This is a genomic window from Micromonospora wenchangensis (assembly GCF_002210435.1).
Classification (GTDB): Bacteria; Actinomycetota; Actinomycetes; order Mycobacteriales; family Micromonosporaceae; genus Micromonospora; species Micromonospora wenchangensis.
The window spans coordinates 70,322-89,907 of record NZ_MZMV01000024.1 but is presented as its reverse complement, the minus strand read 5'-3'; the positions used below and the strand labels follow the sequence as shown (position 1 = coordinate 89,907).

Here is a 19,586-nt window from a genome sequence, read left to right as displayed (position 1 = left end):
AGGAGGATGTCCGGTGTCAGCGGGTGGCGCCCGCCGGGGACGGCGGGACAACGGGCTCGACGCGAGCGAGTACGCCGTCGCGGGCGACGTCGACCCGCGGGTCGGTGAGCACCTGCTCGACGTGCTCGCCGCGGGCGGGATCGCCGCCTACCTCCAGCCCTCCGCCGACCTGAACCCGATCACCCGCACCACCACCGTGCCGTCCCGGCCGGTCGACCGGCTCTACGTGGACCGTTCGCACCTGACCACCGCCCGGGACTACCTGACCCAGCTCGCCGACGAGGCGACGCCGGAGCCGGCCCGTGCCGAGCCCGACGTCGACGCCGAGTGGGAACGTCTCGTCGCCGCCTTCCACACCGCGCCCGCCGCCGGCAGCCATCCCTGGCCGGCGTCCGAGGACATCGACGACGACGGGGCCGACCCGGCCGCCCGCGCGGGTGGCCCGACGACCAGGGCGGACGAGCCGACGGGTCCGACCGCCACCGACGTGCGCCGGTTGCCGTACGCGGCCGACATCTCCGGCATCTCGGTGACCCCACGGGGCCGGCAGCAGGACGAGCCGTCGCTGCTGGACGGCCTGGACACCTTCGGGGCCGACCTGCCGGACGACCCGGAGGAGGGCTACACCCCGCCGCCGCCTCCGCCGCTGCCCCGGATCTCGAAGTACGCGGTGGTCGGGGTGCTGGGGATCGTGCTCGGTTTCGTGCTCTTCCTCAACCCGTCGTTGCTGCCGGTGGACGCCTCGGTGGTCACCCTGCTCGGTTTCACCGGCATCCTCGCCGGGTTCGTCACGCTGATCTGGCGGCTGCGTCCCGGCGACGAGGACGATCACGACCCCGACGACGGCGCGGTCGTCTGACCCTGCGGCACCCCGTCGGGGCCACCGGTCGTCCCGCCCGCATCCCGGGACACCGCAGCCCTCACGCCGGGCGTAACAGTGGTGTAACTTACGGTCAGTAGGAATACCGCTGTAGGTCACTTCACCCACCGACTGCCCGGTTGTTCCTTGCTCGCGTGGTCGGTCCCCTGCCGATCGGAATGCCCGAGATGCGACAGAGTTCACTCGTGGTGGTGGCCAACCGGCTCCCCATCGACGACAGCGTGGCGCCCGACGGCGCCTGTGAGTGGCGGCGCAGCCCCGGCGGGCTGGTCAGCGCCCTGCACCCCCTGCTCCGGCAGACCCCGGCCACCTGGGTCGGCTGGGCCGGCGGCACCGGGCCCGCACCCGTGCTGCCCGACGTGGACGGTGTGCACATGCGCACCGTCCCGCTCAGCGCCGACGACCTGCGCGACCACTACGAGGGCTTCGCCAACGCGACGCTCTGGCCGCTCTACCACGACGCGGTGGAGCAACCCGAGTACCACCGCCGCTGGTGGGAGGCGTACCAGCGGGTCAACCAGCGGTTCGCCGAGGCCACCGCCGAGGCGGCCGACCCGGGCGCGGTGGTCTGGGTGCAGGACTACCACCTGCAACTGGTCCCCGGCCTGCTCCGCGAGCTGCGGCCCGACCTGCGGATCGGCTTCTTCCTGCACGTGCCGTTCCCGCCGCCGGAGCTGTTCATGCAGCTCCCCCGCCGGGCCGAACTGCTGCGCGGGATGCTCGGCGCCGACCTGATCGGGTTCCAGCGGGCCCAGGCGGCACACAACTTCGCCCAGCTCGCCACCAAGGTCCTCGGCCTGCCGGCCACCGACCGGCGGATCGGCGTGCAGGACCGGGTGGTGCGGATCGGGGCGTACCCCGTCTCGATCGACACCGCCGAGATGGCGGCGCTGGCCGCGCGGCCGGACGTCACCGCGCGGGCCCGCCGCCTCCGGCACGACCTGGGCGACCCGGAGCGGGTCGTCCTCAGCCTGGACCGAATGGACTACACCAAGGGCATCGAGCAGCGGCTGAAGGCCTACAGCGAGCTGCTCGCCAGCGGTGACGTCAAGGTCCGGGACACGGTGCTGGTGCAGGTCGCCATGCCGAGCCGGGAACGCGTCGGCCAGTACCAGATCCTGCGGGACCGGATCGAACGCGAGGTCGGCCGGATCAACGGCGAGTTCGGCCGGGTCGGCGAGCCGGCCATCCACTACCTCACCCAGCCCTTCGACCGGGCCGAGCTGGCGGCGCTCTACCGGGTCGCCGACGTCATGGCGGTCACCCCGCTGCGCGACGGGATGAACCTGGTCGCCAAGGAGTACGTGGCCGCCCGGGTCGACGACACCGGCGCGTTGCTGCTCAGCGAGTTCGCCGGGGCGGCGGCCGAGCTGGACCGGGCGTACCTGGTGAACCCGCACGACCTGGAGGGGCTCAAGCAGGGGCTGTTGTCGGCGCTGCGGGCCGGGCCCACCGACCTCGGCGACCGGATGCGGGCGATGCGCCACCACCTGCACCGGCACGACATCCGGGCCTGGGCCCGTTCCTACCTCAGCGCCCTGGACGACACCGGCTCGCTGCTCACCCGGCTCAGCAGCAGCGGCTGAGGACACCGGCACCGCACCGGGCGGCGGGTCGCCGCCCGGTGCAGTGCCGACGGTCAGCTCTTCGCCGGCTCCTTGACCAGCCAGTCCAGCAGCGCGTCCAGCGGCTCCTGCCAGCGGGTGTCGAGCATCAGGTCGTGCCCCATGCCGGGGAAGAGCAGCGGGGCCGCACCGTACCGGCGGGCCGCCCGGGTCAGCGCGGCCGGCGGGACGACCCGGTCGTCCGGGCTGCCCAGCACCAGCACCGGCGGGCGACCCACCGCCGGCTCCGCCGCCCGGCCGGCGAGCAACTGCCACTGGGCCCGCCGCCCGGCCCGACCCAGCCGGGCCAGGTGCCGGCGGGCGTCCGCCTCGGGCAGCTCCCGGCTGAACAGTTGCCGCCGGTGCAGCCGCAGACCACCACCGAACAGCGCGGGCAGGGTGCCCAGCGGGTTGGCCCGCAACGCCGCGCCGGCCGTAGCCGCGCCGCCGAGCACCGGCGCGACCAGCACCGCCGCGCGGGCCGGGTACCGCGCCAACGCGTGCGACACCACCAGGGCGCCGGCGCCGTGCCCCACCAGCACCGCCTGCCGGGGCAGCCCCGCCGCCACCTGGACCACGTCGTGGGTGTACGCCCGCAGCGTCGCCCCCGGCGCCGGTTCGCTGCCGCCGTGCCCGCGCAGGCTCATCGCGTACGCGGGGAAACCGCGCGACGCGGCGTGCTCCAGCCAGTGCTCGGCGAACGCCCACGCGCCGTGCCCGAACCCGGGGACGAACAGCAGCGGCGGACGCCCCTCATCCAGCTCCGGGTCGACGCCGAGCACCTCGCGCCGGGCCGGACGGACCGGGTGGGCCCACTCCCGGCCCCGCATGATCCGGACCCGCTGATCGGTCGTGCCGGTCACTTGCCCTCCAGCTCGTCGAGGGCGCGCTGCACCGCGCGCAGGTAGTCGACGTGGCCCACCTCGAACCAGTGCCGGCTGCTGTCCTTGACCTTCCCCGCGTACCGCTCCCCCGCACCGGCCGCCGCCCGGGAGGCGAACGCCGCGGCCCGTTGCGGCTGCTCCCGGCGCAGCCGCAGGGACCTGGCGAAGAGCACGGTCTGCCAGTGCGCCAGGGTGAACAGCCCCGAGTCGGGCTGCAACAGCCCGGCCACCGCCAGCGTCGGGTGGCCCGGCGGAAACGCGTGCAGCCACAGCCGGGGGCGGCCCGAGCCGTCGGCGTCGCCGAGGACGCCCGGGTCGAGGAACTCGAAGCGGGGCAGGTAGCCGGTGGCGAAGACGACCAGCTCGGGGTCGATATCCCGGCCGTCGGTGAGGGTCACCCCGCCGAAATGGAACCGGGCCAGCTCCGGCACGGGGGTGATCTCGCCGTGGCCGACGTAGTAGACCAGTTGGCTGTTGGCGATGGGGTGCGTCTCGTAGACCCGGTGGTCCGGCTTCGGCAGCCCGAACCGGGTCAGGTCGCCGACGGTCAGCCGCAGCGTCCAGTGGTAGAGCCACTGCCGCAGCCGCAGCGGCACCCGCAGCGCCAGCAGCGCGTCGTTGACCTGGTCGGCGGGGCGGCCGAGGACGTACTTCGGGGCGTACCAGTAGCCGCGGCGGGTGGAGTGCCAGCAGCGGGACGCCTGCTGGGCGGCCTCGACCGCCAGGTCGCAGCCGGTGTTGCCGGCCCCGACCACCAGCACCCGCTTGCCGCGCAACTGGGCGGGGTCCTTGTAGGACGAGGCGTGCATGACCTCGCCCCGGAACTCCTCAAGCCCCTCGTAGCGGGGCAGCTTCGGCGACCAGTTATGCCCGTTGGCGACCAGCACGGCGGCGTACCGGGAGGTGCGTTCGGGGCCGTACCCGCCGGTGCTGCGGGTGGTCACGTCCCACCGGTGGCCGTCGACGGGTTCCACCCGTACCACCTCGGTGCCGAACCAGATGTGCCGGCGCAGGTCGAAGTGGTCGGCGTACCGCTCGAAGTAGGACAGCAGCTGGCTGTGGTGCGGGTAGTCCGGCCAGGAGTCCGGCATCGGGAAGTCGGGGAACTGGGTGAACGGCCGCGACGAGATGAGGTGGGTGCTGGCGTACACCGGGCTGCGGTCGTGCCGCCAGTTCCAGCCGCCGCCGACGCCGGTCTCGCGCTCGTAGCAGTCGACGCCGAAGCCGTGTTCGGTGAGGTTCTTGACGGCGGTGAGGCCGCTGGCCCCGGCCCCGATCACGCAGACCGTGTCGCCCCGGTCGGAGACCGGGCGGCCGTCCCGGTTCGGGGCGAGCGTCGTGGGCTCCGGTTCGGGCCGGCCGTGCTCGGTGGAGGGGGACACCGGGAATCTCCTTATGTGCGGCCAGGTACGCCGGTTCGACCGGCATCCTTCCGGGCCCCCGACGCGTTGTCCAGCCCGGCTCGCGGAGGTGTCGGGACGCGTCGCGGGCCGGCCCCCGGGCGGCCGCGACGGCCGGCCCGGGGACGCTGCCGGCCGGTCAGTCGACGACCGGCAGCAGCAGGTCGACCAGGACCGGGAAGTGGTCGCTGGCCCGGCGGGTGGTCGGGGTGTCCACCACGTCGTAGCCGACCACCTCGACCCGGGGGTCGACGAAGAGGGCGTCGATGCGGCGACGCGGGTTGGCGCACGAGTAGGTGTGCCGGTCGGCCGCGTCGGCGGCGATCGCGGCGTCGGTCAGGCCGGCCGCCACGGTGCCCCAGGCCGGGCCGTCCGGGCCCTCGTTGAGGTCGGCACCGAAGACCACCGGCAGGTCGCTCGCGGACAGTTCCCGCCGCAGCAGCGCCGCCTGGCCGGGCCGCTCCGCCGGGTCGGTGGACAGGTGCGAGCCGGCCAGCAGGAACCGGGCCCCGCCGACCTGGCAGCGGGAGTACGCCGCGCCGCGCAGGTGCCGGCCCGGGGTCAGCGGGAAGCGTTGGCAGTGCGTCCCGGTCACCCGGACCCGCAGACTGGTCAGCAGCAGGTTGCCCAGCGAGGGCAGCCCACCGGCGGCCACCACCAGGCCGAACGAGTCGGCCAGGGTGGCGGACTTCTGCCGCCACCGGAACCGGCGCGGCGCCTCCTGCACGATCACCACGTCCGGGGCCGCCTCGCGGACCACGCTGGCCAGCGCCGCCGTGTCGTCGCGCTGGCTGTGGATGTTGTACGACACCACCCGCAGCGGCACCCGGCCGGCGGCCGGGCCGGTCCCGGCCGTTCCCGTCGGGGCCGGTGCCGGCGGCGCGACGGCGGTCCCCGCGTCGGCGGGCGCGGGGGCGTCCGGGCGCGGCCCCGTCGGCGCGGCGCTCATCGGCGGCGGGCCAGGTCGGCGGCGCCGATGACGCCGGCGCTGTTGCCCAGCTCGGCAGGGCGCACCTCGGCCACCGGGAGCCGGCTGCGCTGGGCCAGGGCGTCGGCGAAGGACCGCCGGGTCGGGCCGAGCAGCAGGTCACCGGCGTCGACCACGCCGCCGCCGACCACCAGCACCTGCGGGTCGAGGATCTGCGCCATGTCGGCGAGGCTGGTGCCGAGCCAGCGGCCGATCTGGGCGAACGCCTCGGCCGAGATCGGGTCGCCGGCCTGGGCGGCGGTGGTGACCATCGGGCCGGTGATCGCCTCGGCCTCGCCGCCGGCCAGCTCCAGCAGGGCGGTGGCGCGCTGCGGTTCCTGCCGGGCGCCGGCGCGGGCGAACCGGACCAGGGCGCTGCCGCTGGCGTACTGCTCGATGCAGCCGAGCCGGCCGCAGCCGCACTGGTGGCCGTCGGGGACGGTGAGCATGTGCCCCAGCTCGGCGGCGATGCCGTGGGCGCCACGGACCAGCTCGCCGCCGAGGACGATGCCGCCGCCGACGCCGGTGCCGATGGTGAACATGACCATGGAGTCGTCGGCGTCGCGGGCCGCGCCGTGCCGGAACTCGGCCCAGGCCGCCACGTTGCCGTCGTTCTCGACGATCACCGGGAGGCCGGTGGCGGCGCTGACGTAGTCGCGCAGCGGTTCGTCCCGCCAGGCCAGGTTGGGAGCGAACAGCACGGTGGAGCGGGACGCGTCGATCCAGCCGGCCGCGCCGATCCCCACCGCGTCGACCTGGTGGCCGGTGGACAGCTCGGTGACCAGCTCGATGATGACGTCGCGGGTCTTGCCGACGTCGTCCGCGGGGGTGTCCCGCCGGGCCTGCACGAGCACCCTGCCGGTGTCGTCCACGACACCGCCGGCCACCTTCGTGCCACCGACGTCGACTCCGATGGTCAGCGTCACCGCGGCCACTCCCCTCTGCTGTGCTGCCCGACATCGGCCGAAACCGGCCGTACGCTGCCGGGATGTCCGGTGGTCAGGCCCCGTCGCCTGGTGCGTCCCCGTCCGCGCCGGCCGGCGCGCGCGAGGTGGGCACCACGGGACCGTCGGCCGCGGGCCGGACCTGCTGGGCCGGCGCGGCCGGCCCGGCGTCGTCGACGGGCGGTGCGGCGGCGGCCGGTTCGACCGCGTCCTCCGCCCGGGTGGCGGCGGACCAGACGTCCCGCTCCGGCGCCGACGCAGAATCATGCCCGGTGCGGGTGGCCTCGCGCCACACATGATCGGCTCCGGAATCGGACGGGCCGGTCGGCGCGGCGGCGTCACCTGACGCCCCGGGGGGTGCTTCCCCGGCTCCGGGCGGGGCGAACGCGCGCATCAGGCTGGCGACGCCGGCCGCCAGATCCCCCGCGCCGGTGGCGAGCCGCTCGGCGAATTCGGGACTGGGATCGCGCAGGGCGGCGACCGCCCGGCAGATCGGACAGATGCAGCACTCGGCGGATCCGGTGGCGAAACCCTCCGCCCGGTGGCTGCCGCCGGGCGACCGGGACGGGCCGGCACTGTGACCGAGGACACCCGAGACGATCCCACCGAGCGGACCCCACGGCCCGGACCCCGAACCGGAGCCGGCGGACGCCAGCCGGGCCGTCGCGAGCAGCGTGGCGACCAGCCGTTCCGCTTCCTCCCGGGCCGAGCCCGGTTCCGTTGCGCCCATGGTCGGCTCCTCCGTCGTGTCGCCGGCCGTCGCGTCGCTACGCCGCACCGGTTGCTTCTACCCGGCGCTTGAGCTGCTTCAACGCCGTATCCATGATCATTTTCTCGGCCTTGCGGCGAAACATGCCGAGCATGCCCACCGACAACTCGACCTCCAGCGTGTAGGTCACCGTGCAGGTGCCGTCCGCGTTGCCGACCAGGTCGTACGAGCCACGCTGGGACTTCTGCATCTTCGACGGCGTCACCAGGTGCCACTCGATGCGGGACAGGTCCTCGGCGTACTCGTAGGCCAGCACGTACTCGTCGGCCATCACCCCGGCGTCGATGGTGAACCGGACCTGGCTGGCGTAACCGTCCTCGTACTCCTCGACGACCTCGGTCCGGCGCACCGCCTCGGTCCACTCGGGGTAGCGCGCGAAGTCGCACACGACCGCCGCGACCCGGTCCGGTGACGCGCCGATGACGATCGACTGGGTGGAGGAGTCCGCCATGGGGGGAGGCTACCCGGCGCGCCCGACGGATGCCCCGCTCCACCCCCCGGGCAGGGGTCGGGCCGGTGGCCGGGCAACCTGGCTGGCGCGTCCGCCCGGCCGGCCGGGTAGGTTTCGACCATGCCGGCCCGTGGTCGGCCCGGCCAGTGCGAGCACGAGGGAGTGCAGGTGCGCGAGTTCTCCGTCCCGCCGATCGTCACCATCGGCGACGCGGCAAACCTGACCGACCCGGTCTGGGACAACGCCGAGGCCGCGCCGGACGCGGTGCAGTTCGTCAGGCCCGCCGTCGAGGGCCGCGCCGGGGCCGACGTCACCTGCCGGCAGTTCCGCGACGAGGTGGTCGCGGTGGCCCGGGGGCTGGCCGGCGCGGGGGTCTCCCCCGGCGACCGGGTCGCCCTGATGAGCCGCACCCGCTACGAGTGGACCCTGCTCGACTACGCCATCTGGGCCGCCGGCGCGGTCACCGTGCCGATCTACGAGACCTCCAGCGCCGAACAGGCCGCCTGGATCCTCGCCGACTCCGGCGCGGTCGCGGTGGTGGTGGAGAGCAACAGCCACGCCACCCTGGTCGCCGGGATCCGCGACCGGCTGCCCGAGCTGCGCGACGTCTGGCAGATCGAGCTGGGCGGGGTCGACGAGATCGTCGCCGCCGGCACGTCGGTCGACCCGGAGGAGATCGAGCGCCGCCGCACCTCGGTCCGCGCCGCCGACGTCGCCACGATCATCTACACCAGCGGCACCACCGGCCGCCCCAAGGGCTGCGTGCTGACCCACCGCAACATGTACGCCGACATCGCCAACGCGGTGCCGGTGCTGCCGAACCTGTTCCGGCCGGGCGCCTCGACCCTGCTGTTCCTGCCGTTGGCGCACGCCTTCGCCCGGCTGATCCAGATCGGGGTGGTGCAGGCGCGGGCCACGATGGCGCACTGCGCCGACACCCGGGACCTGGTCGCCCAGCTCCAGGAGTTCCGGCCGACGTTCGTGCTGTCGGTGCCGCGGGTCTTCGAGAAGGTCTACAACGGCGCCCGGCAGAAGGCCGAGGCCGACGGCAAGGGCGCGATCTTCGACCGGGCGGAGAAGGTCGCGATCGCCTGGAGCGAGGCGCAGGAGACCCCGGGCGGTCCCGGGTTCGCGCTGCGCGCCCAGCACGCGGTCTTCGACCGGCTGGTCTACCGCAGGCTGCGGGCCGCCCTCGGCGGCCGGTGCCGGGACGCGATCTCCGGTGGTGCCCCGCTCGGCGCCCGGCTCGGGCACTTCTTCCGGGGCATCGGGGTGACCATCTGCGAGGGGTACGGCCTCACCGAGACCTCCCCCGCCGCCGCGGCCAACCTGCCCACCGGCACGAAGATCGGCACCGTCGGCCGGCCGCTGCCCGGCGTGACGATCCGGATCGCCGACGACGGCGAGATCCTGATCGCCGGTGACCTGATCTTCCAGGGCTACTGGAAGAACGAGGCGGCCACCGCCGAGGCCCTCACCGACGGCTGGTTCCGCACCGGCGACCTGGGGCACCTCGACGACGACGGCTTCCTGAGCATCACCGGCCGCAAGAAGGAGATCATCGTGACGGCCGCCGGGAAGAACGTCGCCCCGGCGGTGCTGGAGGACCAGGTCCGGGCGCATCCGCTGGTCAGCCAGTGCCTGGTGGTCGGCGACCGGCAGCCGTTCATCGCCGCCCTGGTCACCGTCGACGAGGAGGCGCTGCCGAAGTGGCTGGCCGCGCACGGCCTGCCCGAGGACACCCCGGTCGCACAGCTCGTGGCGCACGACGCGCTGCGCGCCGAGATCCAGGGCGCGGTGGACACCGCCAACCTGGCCGTCTCCAAGGCCGAGGCGATCAAGGTGTTCCGCATCCTGCCCCGCGACTTCACCGAGGCGACCGGCGAGTTGACCCCCTCGCTGAAGGTCAAGCGGCAGGTCGTCCACAAGACGTACGCGGCCGAGATCGCGGAGATCTACCAAGGCTGACTACGATCCGTCACGTGCCCGCCTCCACAGCCGTCCGCCCCCAGACGCGTCCCGTCGCCGCCGCCGCGCGTGCGGTGATGCTCGCGCTGGTCGGCGCACTGACCCTGATCGCCACCCGCGATCCCGCCCAGCTCTGGTGGATCGCCCTGCTGGCGGCCGCCGGAGCGCCCGCCCTGCTCGCCCCCGAGCACCGGCTGCTCGGCCCGCTGAGCCGGCTCGCCGAGGCGGTGGTGATCGGGCTGGCCGCCAGCCAGGTCGCCGTCTCCTCCGCCCTCGGCTCGTCGGTCGGCGGGCTGGGCGCCTCGGCGGTGCTGCCCTACCTGGCGGTGCCGGTGACCGTCACCGCGCTGCGCCGGCAGTTCCGCGAGGGCGCGGTGCTGCTCGGGGTCACCGCGGCCACCCTGCTGGTGGCGGGGGCCTTCACCGAGGTCGACGGTGGACGGCAGCTCGGCCAGCCCGGTTACCTGGCGGTCTGCGCGCAGTGGCTGATCCTCGCCGGGCTCGGCCTCTACGCCGCCGGCACGCTGCACCAGGTGATGCGGGTCCGGGCCGACGGCAAGCCCCAGCCGTACGCCGAGGCGACCCGGCTGCTGACCCAGCTGCGTACGGTCGCCCGGCAGCTACCCGGGGCCACCCTCGACCCGGGCGGCATCTCCGAACACCTGCTGGAGGAGCTGCGTACCGTCGCCCCCGGCAACCGGGGCGCGGTGCTGTCGGCCAGCGGCGGCGGGCGGCTGGTGGTGCTCGCCCAGGTCGGGGTGGACCGGGTCGACTGGGAGACGACGCTGGACGCCGACTCGGCGATCGCCGACGCCTGGGCCAGCCAGCAGCCGCAGACCTCGGCCCGGTCGCAGGCCCGCTCGCACACCGGCGGGGACGTCTCGGCGCTGATCGTGCCGCTGGTCGCCGGGGTCCGCACGGTCGGCCTGGTGGTGCTGGAGGCGGACGCGGCGCACGCCTACCCGCCGCCGGTGGTGTCCCGGGTGACCGCGCTGACCGGCCCGGCGGCGTTGCGCCTGGAGGCGGCGCTGCTCTTCGACGAGGTGCGGTCGCTGGCCACCAACGAGGAGCGGCAGCGACTAGCCCGGGAGATCCACGACGGGGTGGCGCAGGAGCTGGTGATGGTCGGCTACGGCATCGACAACGCGCTGGCCTACGTCGACGAGGACCCGAAGGAGACCGCCGAGGCGCTGCGCACCCTGCGCGCCGAGGTGACCCGGGTGATCACCGAGCTGCGGCTGAGCCTGTTCGAGCTGCGCAGCGAGGTCGACCGGCACGGCGGCCTGGCGGCGGCGATCGCCGAGTACGCCCGTACCGTAGGCGCGTCGGGGGGCCTGCGGGTGCACCTGTCACTTGACGAGTCGACCGCCCGGCTGCCGGCCGCCACCGAGGCCGAGTTGCTGCGCATCGCCCAGGAGGCGGTGACCAACGCCCGCAAGCACGCCGGGGCGTCGAATCTCTGGGTCACCTGCGAGGTGGACCCCCCGTACGCGCAAATTGAAGTGTCGGATGACGGTCACGGCATCGGTGACCAGCGCACCGACGGTCACTACGGCCTTGCGATCATGGCGGAGAGGGCGGAACGTATCCGGGGCCGGTTGGAGATCAGTCCCCGGCAACCCAGTGGTACGACCGTGGCGGTGGTGGTGGGTTCGTCGCCCCGGCGCGATAACGTGCGTGGCAGCGCAGCAGCAGAAGTGGAGTAATTCGAGGATGACCACAAGCCCGACACCGGCCACCCGTACCAAGGTCCTCCTTGTCGACGATCACGATCTGATCCGCAAGGGGCTGCGGCACGCCTTCGAGCGGGACCGTCAGTTCGAGGTCGTCGGCGAGGCCGCCACGGCGGCGGAGGGTGTGCGCCAGGCCGGCGCGCTGCAACCGGACGTCGTGATCATGGATCTGCGGCTTCCCGACGGCAGCGGCCTGGAGGCCACCCGGGCGCTGCGCAAGTCCAGCGCGTCGATGGGCATCGTGGTGCTCACCATGTACGCCGGTGACGACCAGCTCTTCGGCGCGTTGGAGGCGGGGGCGAGCGCCTTCGTGCCGAAGACCGCGCCGGCCGACGAGGTGGTGGCCGCCGCCCGGCACGCCGCCTCCTCCCCCAGCGCGTTCACCGCCGCCGACCTGGCCGAGGCGATGAAGCGCCGGCTGGCCCCGTCCGGCCCGCAGCTGTCCCCCCGCGAGGGGCAGGTGCTGCGGCTGCTCGCCGACGGCATGAGCGTGGCCGGCATCGCCAAGCAGCTCTTCGTCAGCGAGTCGACCGCCAAGACCCACATCTCGAAGCTCTACGAGAAGCTGGGCGCGGCCAACCGGGCGCAGGCGCTGATGACCGCCCTGCGGCTGGGCCTGCTCGAGGCGCCGGACGCCCCGAAGTTCTGAGGCGGGGTCACCCCGCCGGGATGGCAGGCCCGGGTCCACCCCGAACCCGGGCCTGCCATCGGCACACCACCGGTTCGACTGCGCCCGGTGAGGGGCCGGTCGCGCACTGATCGCGGTCTTTGCACCCGGGCGGTGGGCGGGCAGAATACCCGGGTGAACCGCACGGTCGACCATGTTCGCGGTGGCACTCGACAAAGGGGTTGGGGATGCAGCGACCGAACTGGGCACCCGACGACATCGACATCGAACGCCCCAGCGTCGCCCGCATGTACGACTACTACCTCGGCGGCTCGCACAACTTCGCCGCCGACCGGGTGGCCGCCCGGGCGATGGTGGAGGCGGTGCCCGACGCGCCGCTGATGGCCCAGGCCAACCGGGCCTTCCTGCGCCGGGTGGTGCAGCACCTGGTCGACTCCGGCATCCGCCAGTTCCTCGACATCGGCTCCGGCATCCCCACCGTCGGCAACGTGCACGAGATCGCCCAGCGGGCCGACCCGCGGGCCCGGGTGGTCTACGTCGACGTCGACCCGGTCGCCGTCGCGCACAGCCAGGAGATCCTCGCCGGCAACCCCACCGCCACCGTCGTGCAGGAGGACCTGCGCCGGCCGGAGGCGATCCTGGCGCACCCCGAGGTGACCCGGCTGATCGACTTCTCCCAGCCGGTGGCCGTGATGATCGTGGCGGTGCTGCACTTCATCCCGCACTCCGACCATCCCGAGGACATCCTGCGGACGTTGCGCGCGGCGCTCGCCCCGGGCAGTTTCCTGGTCCTCTCCCAGGCCAGCGACGACACCCGGGGCGGGGCCGAACGGGCCGAGGCGGAACGGGTCTACCGGCGTACCGACAGCCCGCTGTGCATCCGCAGCCGGAGCGAGCTGACCGCGTTCTTCGACGGCTTCACGATCGTCGACCCCGGGGTGGTCTGGGTGCCGCAGTGGCGGCCCGAGACGCCGGAGAGCGCCGAGAACGCCGAGCAGGCCGTCTTCCTCGGCGGCGTCGGGCGTCTCGATGGGTGAGCCGGCGGGCCCCCGGGCGTCCTGCCCGGGCACGTTCGCCCGCGCCTGGGCCAAGGCGGTCTCCGGCACCAGCTACCTGCCGATGACCCAGGCCCAGCTGGAGGAGCTGCTGCAACGGCTCACCGTACGGCTGGCCGCCGCGCTGCGGGCCGAGCCGTTCGACCCGCGCATCGGTCACCAGGTGGGTGCGGAGCTGGTGGCCGCGCACATCGCCTCGGCGGAGGGGCTGGGGCGTACCGTCGAGGTCGTCCAGCTCCGCCTGCTGCGCGACCTCGGCCTGGTCGGCGACGACATCTCCGACCGGCTGGCCCGGTTGCTCGCCACCATCACCACCGGGTACGCCCGCGCGCTGCGCGACCGGACCCTCGACGAGCAGGAGTCCATCCGGCGGGCGGCGATGGTGGCCCGCGCCCAGGCCGAACGGGCGCTGCGCGACAGCGAGTCCCGCTTCCGCCACCAGGCCACCCACGACCCGCTCACCGACCTGCCCAACCGCGCCCTGTTCACCGAGCGGCTCGCCACCGCCCTCACCGTCCCCGGGCGGGGTACCGCCCGGGTGGGGGTGTGTTTCCTCGACCTCGACCGGTTCAAGGTGGTCAACGACTCCCTCGGCCACCAGCTCGGCGACGCCCTGCTGGTGCAGGTGGCGCAGCGGCTGAGCCGGGCCCTCGGCGAGCACCTGGTGGCCCGCCTCGGCGGTGACGAGTTCGTCGTCCTCGTCGAGCACACCGACGGCACCGACGACGTGGTGAAGGTGGCGGAGGCGGCGCTCGCCGCGGTCGCCGAGCCGGCCCTGGTCGAGGGGCACGAGCTGACCGTCACCGCCAGCGCGGGCATCGTGGAACGGCCGGTGGCCGGCACCACCCCGGGTGAGTTGATGCGGGCCGCCGACAGCACCCTGCACTGGGCCAAGGCGGCCGGCGGTGCCCGCTGGGCGCTGTTCGACCCGGCCCGGCACCGCACCGAGCTGGCCCGGTACGCCCTGTCGGCGGCCATCCCCGCCGCCCTGGACCGGGGCGAGTTCTTCCTGGACTACCAGCCGCTGACGTCACTGCGGGACGGCACCGTGGTCGGGGTGGAGGCGCTGGTCCGCTGGCGGCACCCCGAGCTGGGGGTGCTCGGCCCGGACAGCTTCATCGGCCTGGCCGAGGAGACCGGGCTGATCGTCCGGCTCGGCGGTTGGGTGCTCGCCGAGGCGTGCCGGGAGGCCGAGAGCTGGGCGGCCGGCGGTGGGCCGGCCCCGTTCGTCAGCGTCAACCTCGCCGTCCGGCAGGTCCACCGCCCCGACCTGGTGCAGGAGGTGCGCGGGTTGCTGGCGCAGACCGGCCTGCCGCCGCAACGGCTCCAGTTGGAGATCACCGAGAGCACCATGATGAGCACCGGCGGGGAGGACCCGGTCCGGTCCCTGCGGATGCTCAACGACCTGGGTGTCCGGATCGCCATCGACGACTTCGGCACCGGCTACAGCAACCTGGTCTACCTGCGGGACCTGCCGGTCACCGAGCTGAAGGTGGCCGGCGAGTTCGTGACCCGGCTGCGCAGCCCGCAGGCCGACCCGGCCAGCCGCAACGACGAGCAGATCCTGGCCTCGCTGGTGTCGCTGGCCCACGCGCTGGACCTGACCGTCACCGCCGAGGGGGTGGAGACCGCCGACCAGGCCGACCTGCTGCGTGCCATCGGCTGCGACACCGGCCAGGGCTGGCACTTCGGCAAGCCGGCCCCCGCCGCCCGCATCCTCGAACAGATCCGCTGACCCACCGCCGGAGGCTCGTTCCGAGGCTGGTCGGCCGGCGGTTCAGCCGGGGCCGGCGGTGCCGGTGAGCAGGTCCGTCAGGCGGCGGGCCTGGGTCTCCCAGCGCCACTCCTTCTCCACCCAGGCCCGCCCGGCCGCGCCGAGCTGCCGGGCCAGGTCCCGGTCGGCGAGCAGGGTGGCCACCCGGTCGGCGAGCACGGCGACGTCACGCCCCGGCACGACGTACCCGGTCTCGCCCTCGCGGACCGCGTCCGGTGCGCCGCCGGAGTCACCGGCCACCACCGGCAGCCCGGTCGCCGACGCCTCCAGGTAGACGATGCCGAGCCCCTCGACGTCCAGCCCCCGGTTGCGGGTGCGGCAGGGCATCGCGTACACGTCACCGGCCGCGTAGTGGGCGGGAAGCGCCTCCCACGGCACCGAGCCGGTGAACACCACGTCGCGTTCCACCCCGGTGGACCGGGCCAGCTTCTCCAGCGTCGCCCGGTACGGCCCGCCCCCGACCACCAGCAGCGCCGCGTCGGGCACCCGGCGGCGGATCGCCGGCAGGGCCCGGATCAGCATGTCCTGGCCCTTGCGCGGGACCAGCCGGGAGACGCAGACCACCACCGGCCGGTCGGCCAGCCCGAGCCGGGCCCGCACCGGCGCGCCGTCCACCCCGGGGTGGTAGGTGTCCACGTCGACCCCGGGCGCGAGGCGGTGCAGCTCGGTGACGCCGCGCAGGGCGCGCTCCAGCCGTACCCGGGTGTAGTCGCCGAGGTACGTGACCACGTCGGTGTCCCGGCCGATCCGGCGCAGCACGGCGCGGGCCCCCGGCAGCGTCGTCCAGCCGGCCTCGTGACCGTGGGTCAGCGCCACCGTGCGGCGGATGCCGGCCCGGCGGCGCAACCCACCGGCGAGCAGGCCCAGCGGGGCGGCGGCACCGAACCACACCGTGTCGCAGCCGTGCTCCCGGGCCAGCCGGGCGGCGCGGCGGGCGACCCGCGGGGTGGGCAGCAGCACCCGGGTCGCGTCCCGGACCACGGGGAAGGGCTGCGCGGCGTCGAAGCCGGCGCTGTCGCGCCAGCTGGAGGCGTAGACCACCACCGAGCCGGGTGGCTGGCGGACCGCCAGGTGGTGCACGAACGACTGGATGCCGCCGGGGCGGGGCGGGAAGTCGTTGGTGACCAGCAGGGTCCGGGTCACCTGCCGGCCTCCCGGGCGTACGCGCGGGCGGCGGCCATCCGCTCCACGGTGGACGGGTGCGAGGCGAACCAGAGGTACTCCGCCCGGGGCGGGTCGGGGTCGGCCAGGTTGACCCCGGCGAGCCGGCGTTGCATCGCCTCGAAGGTGGCCGGGTCACCGGTGAGCGCCAGGGCGTGCGCGTCGGCCCGTGCCTCGATCCGGCGCGACACCAGCGCCTGCACCGGGCCGGCGACCAGCCCGACGACCGTCACCAGGGCGATCAGCAGCGCGAACGCCCGGGGCTCGGCGATCGAGTCGACGCCGGCCCGGCGCAGCAGCGGCGTCCAGGAGCCGACCAGGTAGAGGGCGACGACCGCGGCGGCGGCTCCGAGCGCACCGGTCAGCGTGCCGGTCCAGACGTCGCGGTCCCTGGCGTGACCCAGCTCGTGCGCCACGACGCTGGTCACCTCGGCCGGGGTGGCCTCGCGCAGCAGGGTGTCGTAGACCACCACCCGGCGGGTCGGCCCCAGACCGGAGACGTACGCGTTGACCGCCCGGGTGCGGCGGGAGGCGTCGGCGACCAGCACGTCCCGCACCGGCACGCCGTCCCGCGCGGCCAGGGCGGTCAGCTCGGTGCGCAGCGGCCCCTGCTCCATCGGGGTGAACCGGTTGAACACGGGCTCCACCAGCACCGGCAGCACGAAGGACAGCAGCACCACCAGCCCGGCCGCTCCGGCCGCCCCGAACGCCCACCACCAGCGCGGGGCGAGCCGGGTGACGGTGTAGAAGCCGAGCAGCACGGTCGCGGCGAGCACCGCGCTGAGCGCGTACGACTTGAGCAGGTCGACCGTCCAGCCGCCCCAGCCCTGGGTGGCGAGCCCGTACCGGGTCAGCACCGACTGCCGCCAGGCGGCGAACGGGAGGGTGAGCAGGTCGGCGACGAGCACCACGGCGATCCCGCCGAGCACGGCGCGGGCGATCCAGTGGTCGCCGAACGGCCGGCCGGCCAGCTCGACCAGCCGCGCGCCGAGCGGGGTCAGCCCGAGCAGCAGCGCCACCAGCAGGCCGACGGCCAGCCCGGTGTAGCGGCCGGGGCGCAGGGCCGCCTGCAACGCGCGCCCCCGGGCCACCTGGTCGGCGGGCAGGTCACGCAGGGCGGCGAGCTGGTCGGCGCGGGGGGCCGGGGGGCGGCTCCACGGGACCAGCAGGGCACCGACCACGAGCAGGGCCAGCACCAGCGCCGCCAGGGTGAGCACCGCCCAGCCACGCGGGGTCACCGGGGCGCCCCGGGGACGGGTCCGCGGGCGTGGCGTCGTACCCGTGTCATGCCGCCGCTCCTCCCGCCGTGAGCGCCCATCCTATGGCCCGCCGACGCGGCCCCGCCGTGGTGTCCGCCCCGGGCCCCGCCGGAGCGGGGCGGGGGCGTCAGGCGACCCGGCGACGGGTGGACCGGGCGGGACGGGTCTCGTGGGCCAGCACCTCCACCTCGAAGCCGGCGCGGGTGAGCACCTCGATCGCCCGGTGCTCGGCGACGCCCAGGCCGGCGGCCGGGGAGTCGGTGTCGAGCAGGGCCGTCACCAGGCAGCCGGCGCAGCCCGCACCCCGGACCCGGCAGCCGTCGCAGTCGATGAGCATCGTGCCTCCTGACGCAGTGCGGCGCCGGGCGGCAGACCCTCGTCACCGCCCGAGCACCGTCGGTCAGGTCGGACACTAACCATCGGGTACGACACAACCGGACAACCGGTGATCAACACCTCAGGAGCGGGCCAGCCGGCGCAGCAGCGAGTCGGCCCCCAGCGGGTACGCCCCGTGCCGGCGCACCCCGTCGGCGACCTCCCGGTCGGAGGAGACCACGACCACGGGGCGGCCTGGCGGCTCGGCCCGGACCAGCCGGCGGATCAGCTCGTCGGCGGTCTCCCCCTTGCGGGAGAAGAGCACCCGTACCCCGCGCGGGGTGGGCGGCAGGCCGTGCATCCGTTCCGCCCCGTCGAAGACCACCGTCACCTCGTCGCCGGTCTGCGCGGCGATCCCGCCCAGGCCGGTGATCAGCCGCTTGCGCTGCTGTTCCAGCGACATCTCGCCGAACCCGCGCTTGGTGACGTTGTAGCCGTCCACCACCAGGTGCGCCCGGGGCAGGGCGAGCAGTTGGTCCAGCCGGGCCGGGTCGTCGGTGTCCCGGGCGCGGGCGGCCGGCCCGCCCTGGGCGGCCGGGGCGTCGGTGAAGGCGTCGGCCACGAAGTCGGCGGGGAGTTTGTCCACCGGGTCCAGGGCCAGTTCGCGGCGCAGCCCCACGGCGGCCTGGCCGATCGTCTCCAGCAGCAGCCACAGCCGGGCGTCGTCGACCGAACGGGCCTCCTTGGCGCTGGCCTTGGCCACGCCGGCCGCCGCCTCGGCCTCGGCCAGCCGGGCCCGCGCCCGGCGCAGCTCGGCGTCGCTGTCGGCGGCGGCGCGGGCGGCCCGGCCACGCTCCGTGGCGAGCAGTTCGGTGGCCCGGCGTTCCCGGGCCTGGGTCTCCCGCAGGCCGCGCTGGAGCTGGCGGTTCTCCTCCCGGAGCTGGCCGAGTTCCTCGCGGACCCGGGCCAGCTCGTCGCGGAGCTTGTCCGCCTCGACCCGGGCCACCGCCCGGTCGTGCTCGGCCCGGGTGGCCCGCTGCTCGGCCTCGCGGACCAGCTCGGCGACGACCGCGCTGTCCGCCTCGGCGCGGACCGCCGCGCCGCTGGCGTCGATCAGCTCCCGCCAGCCCCGGGGGCGGACCAGGTAGGCCAGGGCGGCCACCTCGACCGGGTCGGCGGCGGCCGGTGCGGTGCCCTCGACCACTGCCGCGCCGAGGTCACCGGCGTCGGTCAGCACCCGGGCGGTGACCCGCTGCCGGAACAGCGGGTCGGCGGTGAGCTGGGCGGCGATCACCGAGCCACCGAGCCGGGCCCGCCGGTTGGGGGCGAACTTGGCCACCCGGCGCAGCGGCACCGGCACCTCGTCGGCGGGCAGGCCGGGCAGGACCGCCGCGGTGAGCGCCACGATCCGCTGCCGGACCGGCTCGGGCAGGACGGGCTCCGGTTCCGGCGGCGTCGCCTCGGCGGTGTCCGTGTCGGCGGCGTCCGTGTCGGCTGCACCGTCGCCGGGCGGGTCAGCGTCGGATCCGGCCGCCCCGGCATCGGTCGCCGGCACCGGGTCGAGCCCGGTCGGGACGGCGTCGGGCCCGGTCGGGACGGCGTCGGGCAGGACGTCGGGATCGGGCCGGGCCGGCTCGGGTGCCCCCGCACCCAGGTCCCCGCCGGCCCCGGGCGCGGCGGTGGACGACCCCTCCAGCGGGAGGTGGCCGTCGTGCGGGTCGGTGAGGGGCATGGGGCAAGTCTCCCACCGCGACCGGGCCCACCGCCGGATGAGTGAGCCGATCTCTCATCCTA

General features: G+C 75.0%; 17 protein-coding genes. 7 read left to right on the top strand and 10 right to left on the bottom strand.

Going from position 1 to position 19,586, the window contains the following annotated elements; genetic code table 11:
* The first annotated feature begins 13 nt into the window (after nucleotides 1–13).
* Both B5D80_RS16105 and B5D80_RS16100 read left to right on the top strand, forming a co-directional pair.
* Nucleotides 14–859, top strand: a complete 846-nt coding sequence (locus B5D80_RS16105) for a DUF308 domain-containing protein (RefSeq protein ID WP_088644692.1) — start codon at nucleotides 14–16, stop codon at nucleotides 857–859.
* A 188-nt stretch (nucleotides 860–1,047) separates the two neighbouring features.
* Entirely contained in the window at nucleotides 1,048–2,466 is a 1,419-nt protein-coding gene (locus B5D80_RS16100; RefSeq protein ID WP_088644715.1) for an alpha,alpha-trehalose-phosphate synthase (UDP-forming), read from the top strand.
* 53 nt (nucleotides 2,467–2,519) lie between these two features.
* On the opposite strand, the gene B5D80_RS16095 is transcribed toward B5D80_RS16100, so the two are convergent.
* The 6 genes from B5D80_RS16095 to B5D80_RS16070 form a co-directional block, all read right to left on the bottom strand.
* The gene (locus B5D80_RS16095; protein ID WP_088644714.1) at nucleotides 2,520–3,314 is read right to left on the bottom strand and encodes an alpha/beta hydrolase; all 795 of its coding nucleotides are present in this window, start codon (nucleotides 3,312–3,314) and stop codon (nucleotides 2,520–2,522) included.
* 29 nt (nucleotides 3,315–3,343) lie between these two features.
* A complete protein-coding gene (locus B5D80_RS16090) occupies nucleotides 3,344–4,750 on the bottom strand; it encodes a flavin-containing monooxygenase (RefSeq protein ID WP_088644691.1) in 1,407 nt (468 codons plus the stop codon).
* 157 nt (nucleotides 4,751–4,907) lie between these two features.
* Nucleotides 4,908–5,594, bottom strand: coding sequence for an endonuclease/exonuclease/phosphatase family protein (locus B5D80_RS16085; protein WP_158224194.1), 687 nt, complete (start codon nucleotides 5,592–5,594; stop codon nucleotides 4,908–4,910).
* A 119-nt stretch (nucleotides 5,595–5,713) separates the two neighbouring features.
* Nucleotides 5,714–6,661, bottom strand: coding sequence for an ROK family glucokinase (locus B5D80_RS16080; protein ID WP_088644712.1), 948 nt, complete (start codon nucleotides 6,659–6,661; stop codon nucleotides 5,714–5,716).
* A 73-nt stretch (nucleotides 6,662–6,734) separates the two neighbouring features.
* Complete coding sequence (locus tag B5D80_RS16075) at nucleotides 6,735–7,409, bottom strand: hypothetical protein (RefSeq protein WP_088644713.1); 675 nt, start codon at nucleotides 7,407–7,409, stop codon at nucleotides 6,735–6,737.
* Between the two features lie 37 nt (nucleotides 7,410–7,446).
* Nucleotides 7,447–7,899, bottom strand: a complete 453-nt coding sequence (locus B5D80_RS16070; RefSeq protein WP_088644689.1) for an SRPBCC family protein — start codon at nucleotides 7,897–7,899, stop codon at nucleotides 7,447–7,449.
* A 168-nt stretch (nucleotides 7,900–8,067) separates the two neighbouring features.
* On the opposite strand from B5D80_RS16070, the gene B5D80_RS16065 reads away from it, so the two are divergent.
* The 5 genes from B5D80_RS16065 to B5D80_RS16045 all read left to right on the top strand — a co-directional run bounded on the left by B5D80_RS16065 (nucleotide 8,068) and on the right by B5D80_RS16045 (nucleotide 15,018).
* A complete protein-coding gene (locus tag B5D80_RS16065) occupies nucleotides 8,068–9,867 on the top strand; it encodes an AMP-dependent synthetase/ligase (protein ID WP_088644711.1) in 1,800 nt (599 codons plus the stop codon).
* A 14-nt stretch (nucleotides 9,868–9,881) separates the two neighbouring features.
* Nucleotides 9,882–11,573, top strand: coding sequence for a GAF domain-containing sensor histidine kinase (locus B5D80_RS16060; protein WP_088644688.1), 1,692 nt, complete (start codon nucleotides 9,882–9,884; stop codon nucleotides 11,571–11,573).
* A 7-nt stretch (nucleotides 11,574–11,580) separates the two neighbouring features.
* Nucleotides 11,581–12,249 (top strand): response regulator transcription factor, encoded by a 669-nt coding sequence (locus B5D80_RS16055; RefSeq protein WP_007072219.1) that lies wholly within the window; start codon nucleotides 11,581–11,583, stop codon nucleotides 12,247–12,249.
* Between the two features lie 206 nt (nucleotides 12,250–12,455).
* Nucleotides 12,456–13,265, top strand: a complete 810-nt coding sequence (locus tag B5D80_RS16050) for an SAM-dependent methyltransferase (protein ID WP_088644687.1) — start codon at nucleotides 12,456–12,458, stop codon at nucleotides 13,263–13,265.
* Nucleotides 13,258–15,018 carry a putative bifunctional diguanylate cyclase/phosphodiesterase gene (locus tag B5D80_RS16045; protein ID WP_088644686.1) on the top strand — a complete coding sequence of 587 codons (1,761 nt, stop codon included), beginning with the start codon at nucleotides 13,258–13,260 and terminating at the stop codon, nucleotides 15,016–15,018. The genes B5D80_RS16050 and B5D80_RS16045 overlap by 8 nt, the downstream gene beginning before the upstream one ends.
* Before the next feature lie 42 nt (nucleotides 15,019–15,060).
* On the opposite strand, the gene B5D80_RS16040 is transcribed toward B5D80_RS16045, so the two are convergent.
* The 4 genes from B5D80_RS16040 to B5D80_RS16025 form a co-directional block, all read right to left on the bottom strand.
* The gene (locus B5D80_RS16040) at nucleotides 15,061–16,200 is read right to left on the bottom strand and encodes a glycosyltransferase family 4 protein (protein ID WP_088644685.1); all 1,140 of its coding nucleotides are present in this window, start codon (nucleotides 16,198–16,200) and stop codon (nucleotides 15,061–15,063) included.
* Complete coding sequence (locus B5D80_RS16035; RefSeq protein WP_088644684.1) at nucleotides 16,197–17,456, bottom strand: M48 family metallopeptidase; 1,260 nt, start codon at nucleotides 17,454–17,456, stop codon at nucleotides 16,197–16,199. The genes B5D80_RS16040 and B5D80_RS16035 overlap by 4 nt, the downstream gene beginning before the upstream one ends.
* A gap of 148 nt (nucleotides 17,457–17,604) precedes the next feature.
* Nucleotides 17,605–17,814, bottom strand: a complete 210-nt coding sequence (locus B5D80_RS16030; RefSeq protein WP_088644683.1) for a hypothetical protein — start codon at nucleotides 17,812–17,814, stop codon at nucleotides 17,605–17,607.
* 120 nt (nucleotides 17,815–17,934) lie between these two features.
* Nucleotides 17,935–19,524, bottom strand: coding sequence for an NYN domain-containing protein (locus tag B5D80_RS16025; protein ID WP_088644682.1), 1,590 nt, complete (start codon nucleotides 19,522–19,524; stop codon nucleotides 17,935–17,937).
* Between the last annotated feature and the right edge of the window lie 62 nt (nucleotides 19,525–19,586).